Genomic DNA, 7,123 nt, shown 5'->3' with positions numbered 1-7,123 from the left:
AGAGGCAGCCGGCCTAGCGCAGGCCGGCGCTGCTGGCGCGCAGGATCGCCACCACGTCGTCCCGGTGTCCTGGCGTCACTCTGATCGATTTGATGTATCCGTACGGCACGGCTTCTCCGGGGGTAGCGCGTCGTGGGCGGGTGCGTGCCGAATCGTGCCCGACAGGTCCGACACGGACGCGGATCGCGCGACGGGCCGCCGTCGGGCAAGAACCGCAGGCGGCGGGGCGAGACCGTATACCCCGGTAACCTTGGGGCGTGAGCCTGCGCCTATATGACACTGCGACGCGTGAGGTGCGCGATTTTGAGCCCGTCGTGGCAGGCGAGGTCGGCATCTACCTGTGCGGCGCAACGGTGCAGGCGCCCCCGCACATCGGGCACGTGCGCTCGGGTGTGGCGTTCGACGTGCTCGTGCGGTGGCTGCAGCGCAGCGGGTACCGCGTCACGATGATCCGCAACGTCACCGACATCGACGACAAGATCCTCGCGAAGTCCGCCGCCGCCGGTCAGGCGTGGTGGGCGTGGGCGATGGAGAACGAGCGGGCGTTCACCTCCGCGTACGACGCGCTCGGCGTCCTGCCCCCGACGTACGAGCCGCGCGCGACGGGCCACGTGCCCGCGATGGTCGACCTCATGGAGCGGCTCGTCGCGAGCGGGCACGCGTATGTCGCCGGCGAGGGTGACGTGTACTTCGACGTGCGGTCGTACCCCGACTACGGCTCGCTGACGAACCAGCGCCTCGAGGACATGGTCCCGGCGCCCGACGGCGCGCCCGCGGACGACGACGGCGACCTGGTCGCGAAGCACGACCCGCGCGACTTCGCGCTGTGGAAGGCAGCGAAGCCCGGCGAGCCCTCGAGCGCCTCGTGGCCGACGCCGTTCGGCCGCGGACGGCCCGGTTGGCACCTCGAGTGCTCCGCGATGGCGCAGCGCTACCTCGGCGACACGTTCGACATCCACGGTGGCGGCCTGGACCTGCGGTTCCCGCACCACGAGAACGAGCAGGCGCAGTCGCGCGCGGCCGGGTACCCGTTCGCGCAGTACTGGCTGCACAACGGCTGGGTCACCCTGGGCGGCTCCAAGATGAGCAAGTCGCTCGGCAACGGGCTGCTCGTGAGCGTCATCCTCGAGAGCGCCCGCCCGGCCGTGCTGCGCTACGCGCTGACCGCCGTGCAGTACCGCTCGATGCTCGAGTGGACCCCGGACACCCTGGCTGAGGCCGAGGCGACGTGGGACCGGCTCGCGGGGTTCGTCGAGCGCGCGACCGAGCGGGTCGGGGTCGTGGACGACGACGAGATCGCGCGCACGGCCTTGCCCGACGCGTTCACCAGAGCGCTTGACGACGACCTGAACGTCCCCGCGGGCCTCGCCGTCGTGCACGAGCACCTGCGCGCGGGCAACACGGCGCTCGCGGAGCGGGACCTCACCGCCGCCCGGACCGCGCTCGTGGCCGTGCGGGGCATGCTCGACGTGCTCGGTCTCGACCCGGCCGGCCCGCAGTGGGGCGGCCACGGGGCCGACGCCCGCTACGCGGTCGCCCTCGAGCAGGTCGTCCAGGCCGAGCTCACCGCCCGTGCGGAGGCCCGCGCAGCGCGCGACTTCGCCACGTCCGACGCGATCCGGGACCGGCTCGCCGCCGCCGGCATCGTCGTCGAGGACTCCGCGACCGGCGCCCGCTGGTCGCTCGCAGCACATCGCACCGAGGACGAGGACTGATGACAGGGAACTCGCAACGACGGGGCGCCACGCGCAAGCCGGGATCGAAGAAGGGCCCCACCGGGGGTACCGGTGGAAAGGGACGCCAGGCGCTCGAAGGCCGCGGCCCGACCCCCAAGGCTGAAGAGCGTCCGTACCACGTCGCCGCCAAGCGCAAGCTCGCCCACGAGAAGCTCGCGGCGACGTCCGGCGGACGCGTGAGCGGACCGACGCGACGCACGGGCGCGCCCACCGGACGGGTGCCGGGTGCCGGTGCCCCGCGCAGCGCATCGCGTGGCGCCGCCGGGACCCGCGGCGGCAAGGGCGTCAGCGCGACGCACGAGATCGTGTCCGGTCGTAACTCGGTGGTCGAGGCGCTCCGCGCCGGGATCCCCGTCACGACCGTCTACATCGCCACGCGCATCGAGGCCGACGACCGCACCCGCGAGATCCTGCAGGCCGTCGTCGGCCGCGGGTACCCGCTGCTCGAGGTGTCCAAGCCCGAGCTCGACCGCCTCACCGACGGCTCGGTGCACCAGGGCGTCGCCATCCAGGTGCCGCCGTACGAGTACCGCGACACCGACGACCTGCTCGACGCCGCCGCTGCGTCGGGGCGCCCGCCGCTCATCGTCGCGCTCGACGGCGTGACCGACCCGCGCAACCTCGGTGCCGTGCTGCGGTCGTCGGGTGCGTTCGGCGTGCACGGCGTCGTCGTCCCCGAGCGTCGCTCGGCCGGCGTGACCGCCGCCGCCTGGAAGGTGTCGGCCGGTGCCGCCGCGCGCGTCCCGGTGGCTCGCGTGACCAACCTCGTGCGTGCGCTCCAGGCCTACCGCGAGGCGGGCTGCTACATCGTCGGGCTCGACGGCGGCGGCGACACCCCCATCGGCGACCTGCCGTACGCGGGCGACCCGCTGGTCCTCGTCGTCGGCTCCGAGGGCAAGGGCCTGTCCCGGCTCGTTCGGGAGAACTGCGACGCGATCGCGTCGATCCCGATCAGTGCGGCGATGGAGTCCCTCAACGCAGGGGTGGCCGCAGGCATCGCCCTGTACGAGGTCGCTCGCCAGCGCAGCGTCTCGGCCGCTCAGGCCTGACCCGAGCCTGTCTGACGCGCCCGGTCCGACTCAGGTCGGGCCGGGCGCTCGTCAGTCGGCCCGGACCACCGGGATCATGTCGGTGTCCTCGCGCAGGTCCGCGGCGGAGATCCCCAGGATCGCCTGCTCGTCCGGCCGGTGCGGGAGGATGTACTTGACGTAGCTCTTGACCGCCTCCTGCATCGGCACGTCGCGCCCCTGCTGCTGCGACAGGAACCAGCGGTGGTCGAGCAGCTCGTGGAACACCTGGGCGGGTTCGAGCTTGCCGCGCAGGTGCCGCGGCACGGCCCGGACGGCGGGCTCGAACACCCCGGTGAGCCAGTCGTGGGCGACGAACGGCTCGTCCTCGTTCTGGCGGTCCGTGGCCGCGCGGAACGCGTCGAGGTCGTTGAGCAGCCGTCGGGCCTGGTTCTCCTGGACGTCGAGGCCCGTGAGGCGCATGAGCCGACGGGAGTGGTGGCCGGCGTCCACGACCTTCGGCTGGATCCGGACGGTCGTGCCGCCCAGGTCCGTCGTGATGTCGAGCTCGCCGACGTCGAAGCCCAGGTCGTTGAGGCGCTCGATGCGCTTCTGGACGCGCCACGACTCACCGCGACCGAACGACTCGGCATCGGTGAGCGCCGCCCACAGCTCGGAGTACCGCTCGACGAGCATGCCGCCGATCGCGACCGCGTCGGTGTCCTCGTCCAGGAACTCGCCCGCCTGCAGGTCCATGAGCTCGCCGATGATGTTGACCCGGGCGATCTCGAGGTCGTAGCTGCGCTGGCCGTCCGTCAGCGAGTCGTGCAGGTCGCCCGTCTCGGCGTCGACGAGGTAGGCGGCGAACGTCTCGGCGTCGCGCCGGAACAGTGTGTTCGACAGGGACACGTCGCCCCAGTAGAAACCGATGAGGTGCAGACGCACGAGCAGGACCGCGAGCGCGTCGATCAGCCGCGTGGCGGTGTCGGGCTGCAGCGACTGGCTGAACAGCGCGCGGTACGGCAGCGAGAACTGCAGGTGCTCGGTGATGAGGACGGCCTCGAGCGGCTCCCCGCTCGGGTCCGTGCGGCCCGTGATGACCCCGACGGGCTCGACGCTGGGGACGTCGATGCGGCTGAGGGAGCGCAGCAGCTCGTACTCGCGGTACGCGACCTCCTCGCCGATCTCCTTGACCGCGATGACGCGCCCGGACAGTCGAGCGAAGCGCACGATGTGGCGCGAGATGCCGCGCGGAAGGGCGGCCAGGTTCGCTGCGGGCCAGTCCTCGAGGGGGATGTGCCACGGCAGGTCGAGCAGGGCCGGGTCGGGCGCTGCCGTCGTGATCTGCAGCCGCTGGGAACGGGGACTCATGGGCGCGATTCTCTCAGAGGGACCTGACAGGTCGACGACACGTCCCACGTCGACGACGCGGTCCGCACCACCTGCACTGACAACAACGACGGGGCGGGCCCGGCAATTGCCGGACCCGCCCCGTCGTCGTGCGCGTGGATGTCAGACGTCGATGCGCGCACCCGACGCGGCGTGGAACAGGTGCTGCTCGCCGGGACGGATGAGGACGGCGATCGTGTCGCCCTTGGCGGGAACCTGACGCGGGTCGACGCGGACGATGACCTGCGCGTCGCCGGCACCCGACGTGATCGACGCCGCGGCGCCGAACTCGTTGGTCAGCGAGCCGTAGACGAACGCGTCCGAGCCGAGCTCCTCGACGAGGTTGACCTCGACGGGGATCGAGTCCGGGGTGCCGTGCGGCACGACGTCGAGCGCCTCGGGCCGGAAGCCGACGATGAGCTGGTTCTTGTCCTCGGGCGTGAGGCCCGAGACGACCGTGCGGGGGACCGCGATGCGGGCGCGCCCGATCTGAGCGAAGCCCTCGAGGACCGGGAACGTCCCGATGTTCATCGCGGGGGAGCCGATGAAGCCGGCGACGAACACGTTGTTGGGCGTGTCGTACATGTCGCGCGGGGTGCCGACCTGCTGCAGGACGCCGTCCTTGAGGACCGCGATGCGGTCACCCATCGTCAGGGCCTCGGTCTGGTCGTGCGTGACGTAGACGGTCGTGACGCCGAGGCGGCGCTGGAGCGACGCGATCTGCGTACGGGTCTGGACGCGGAGCTTGGCGTCGAGGTTCGACAGCGGCTCGTCCATGAGGAACACCTGGGGCTGACGCACGATGGCGCGGCCCATCGCGACGCGCTGACGCTGGCCACCCGAGAGGGCCTTCGGCTTGCGGTCCAGGTACTCGGTGAGGTCGAGGATCTTCGCGGCGTCCTCGACGCGCGAGCGGATCTCGGCCTTCGGGGTGCCCGCGATCTTCAGGGCGAAGCCCATGTTGTCAGCGACGGACATGTGCGGGTACAGCGCGTAGTTCTGGAAGACCATCGCGATGTCGCGGTCCTTGGGCTGCACGTCGGTGACCTCGCGGTCGCCGATCAGGATGCGGCCGGCGTTGACGTCCTCGAGTCCCGCAAGCATGCGGAGCGAGGTCGACTTGCCACAGCCCGACGGGCCGACGAGGACGAGGAACTCGCCGTCCTCGATGTGCAGGTCGAGCGCGTCGACTGCGGGACGCTCCGTCCCGGGGTAGATCCGTGTCGCGTGGTCGAAAGTCACTGTTGCCATGATGATTCCCTCCACCGGCAGGTACGTGCCGGACGATCCGTAGTGAGAGGTGCCAGAAGTGTCGCCGCTGACACGGAACGAGGGTCGGACATCATGCGTGCTGCCACGCACGGCGTCGTCACCCTCGGTCCAGGGCTAATCCTGCCATACCGCGCACCCGGCCGGTCAGGACTCCGGGCACGACTTGCGTCGACGCAGGTCAGCCGAGCACGACCGTCGAGCTGCCGTCCTCCGTCGCCCCGACGAGCTGGCGACCGAACGGCCACACGTAGGCGACCGAGCCGGGCAGCGGGGCCTCCCAGAGGCGTCGCCCGTCGTCGGTCGCGAACGCGACGAGCACGGCAGGGCCGGTGGGCGACGGCTCTGCCGCCAGGATCGAGCGACCGTCGGTGGACACCGAGCCGTCCGGGCCTGCGGCGACCGGCACGTCCCACAGCGTCGTCCCGGTCGCCGCGTCGATCGCGTACAGCAGGCCGCCCGAGGTCCTCGTGTAGAGCCGGCCGTCGAGCAGCAAGGCGTTGCTGCTGACCGACACGCTGCTGGACCAGGCGCGGCGTCCGGTCGTCAGGTCCCAGGCGACGAGCTGGTCGCTCATGGTGAACAGCAGTTTCGGGACCGACCCGTCGTCCACCTGGAAGGGCACGGGCTGCTGGTCGGAAGCCGCGCCCAACGACCCGTCGCCCACGACGATCCGTAGGGACTGAGCACCCGACGCGGACGGGCCGTAGTCGACGACGACGACCCGGTTCAGCCGGAGGACCGCCACCCCCGTGAGGTGTCCGGGGCCGACGTGGTCGATCAGGTCGCCGCCACCCGTGAGCACCCAGACCTCGCCGCCCGACGCGGTCACGGCGATGTGGTCGGCCACGACGACGAGGTTGAGCCCCGACGGGTCCTGCGACCAGGCGTAGGGGAGCGCGTCGGCCAGCGCGTCGGACGACTCGAACCGCCAGCGCACCTCACCGGTCCGCGGCTCCTCCCCGACGACGACGAGGTGGCCGGTGCCGCTCCGTGAGGCCAGGACCGCGAGGCCGTCGAGCAGGGGCACCGACAGGGCCGACGAGACAGGCTCGTCGTGCTGCGCCACCAGGCGGCCGGTCAACGGGTCGAGCACGACAAGGCGGGCGAACGTCGCCGGGACGGGGGTCAGGGACCCGTCGGCGTTGTCCAGGCGCGCGGCGTCGGACACGAGGCAGACGACCTGGGCCGCCCGCTCGTCGACCGAGCATGCCGGTCCGCTGCGCGCACCCCTCGACCGCGCGACCGGGTCCGCGGCGCTGAGGACTGTCGTCCACACCACCTCGCCGGTGCGCGTGCGGACGGCCCGGGCCGTCCGCACGCCCGCATCGTCGATGTACGCGCCGATGCTCAGGTCGCCGAAGGTCCCCCCTGCCAGCGAGTAGATCGTGGACCAGTCGCTCGACGACCAGAGGGTGCGGATCGACGCGTCCACCGGCGCGAGCACCCCGGGGACCGTCGCGAGGCGTGCGAGGTGGACGCGCTCGCGGGCGTCGAGCACCGCCTGGGTGCCCACGAGTCCGACGACGAGAGTCGCCGCGACCGCAAGGGCCCAGCGACGCCGCCGTCCCCACCGGCGGGTGGCCGCAGGTCCGGTCGGCGTACCCGAGCCGGTCGTGGCCGGCCCGGTCCCGTCGACCGGCTCGTCCGACAGCTCGACCGGCTGCATGAGCTCGCGCCCCATACGTGCAACCTACGACCTCGGCCGCCCAGGGGGGCAGG

The 7,123-nt window shown here is 72.0% G+C and carries 5 protein-coding genes; 2 read left to right on the top strand and 3 right to left on the bottom strand.

What is annotated here, in order from left to right:
• Positions 1–257 precede the first annotated feature (257 nt).
• Complete coding sequence (cysS, locus tag VFW79_RS05545; RefSeq protein ID WP_329676323.1) at positions 258–1,715, top strand: cysteine--tRNA ligase; 1,458 nt, start codon at positions 258–260, stop codon at positions 1,713–1,715.
• Positions 1,715–2,785: a 23S rRNA (guanosine(2251)-2'-O)-methyltransferase RlmB gene (gene rlmB, locus VFW79_RS05540; RefSeq protein ID WP_329676322.1), complete on the top strand. Its 1,071-nt coding sequence runs from the start codon at positions 1,715–1,717 to the stop codon at positions 2,783–2,785. The genes cysS and rlmB overlap by 1 nt, the downstream gene beginning before the upstream one ends.
• 51 nt (positions 2,786–2,836) lie before the next feature.
• On the opposite strand, the gene VFW79_RS05535 is transcribed toward rlmB, so the two are convergent.
• From VFW79_RS05535 to VFW79_RS05525, 3 genes are all read right to left on the bottom strand, one after another.
• Positions 2,837–4,114 carry a DUF4032 domain-containing protein gene (locus tag VFW79_RS05535; protein ID WP_329676321.1) on the bottom strand — a complete coding sequence of 426 codons (1,278 nt, stop codon included), beginning with the start codon at positions 4,112–4,114 and terminating at the stop codon, positions 2,837–2,839.
• A gap of 141 nt (positions 4,115–4,255) precedes the next feature.
• Entirely contained in the window at positions 4,256–5,383 is a 1,128-nt protein-coding gene (locus VFW79_RS05530; RefSeq protein WP_329676320.1) for a sn-glycerol-3-phosphate ABC transporter ATP-binding protein UgpC, read from the bottom strand.
• Positions 5,384–5,582: 199 nt separating this feature from the next.
• Complete coding sequence (locus VFW79_RS05525; protein WP_329676319.1) at positions 5,583–7,085, bottom strand: PQQ-binding-like beta-propeller repeat protein; 1,503 nt, start codon at positions 7,083–7,085, stop codon at positions 5,583–5,585.
• Positions 7,086–7,123: the final 38 nt, after the last annotated feature.

This window comes from Cellulomonas sp. (genome assembly GCF_036279715.1).
Classification (GTDB): Bacteria; Actinomycetota; Actinomycetes; order Actinomycetales; family Cellulomonadaceae; genus Cellulomonas_A.
The sequence above is the reverse complement of the archived record's forward strand: the minus strand, read 5'-3'. Positions and strand labels throughout refer to the sequence as shown.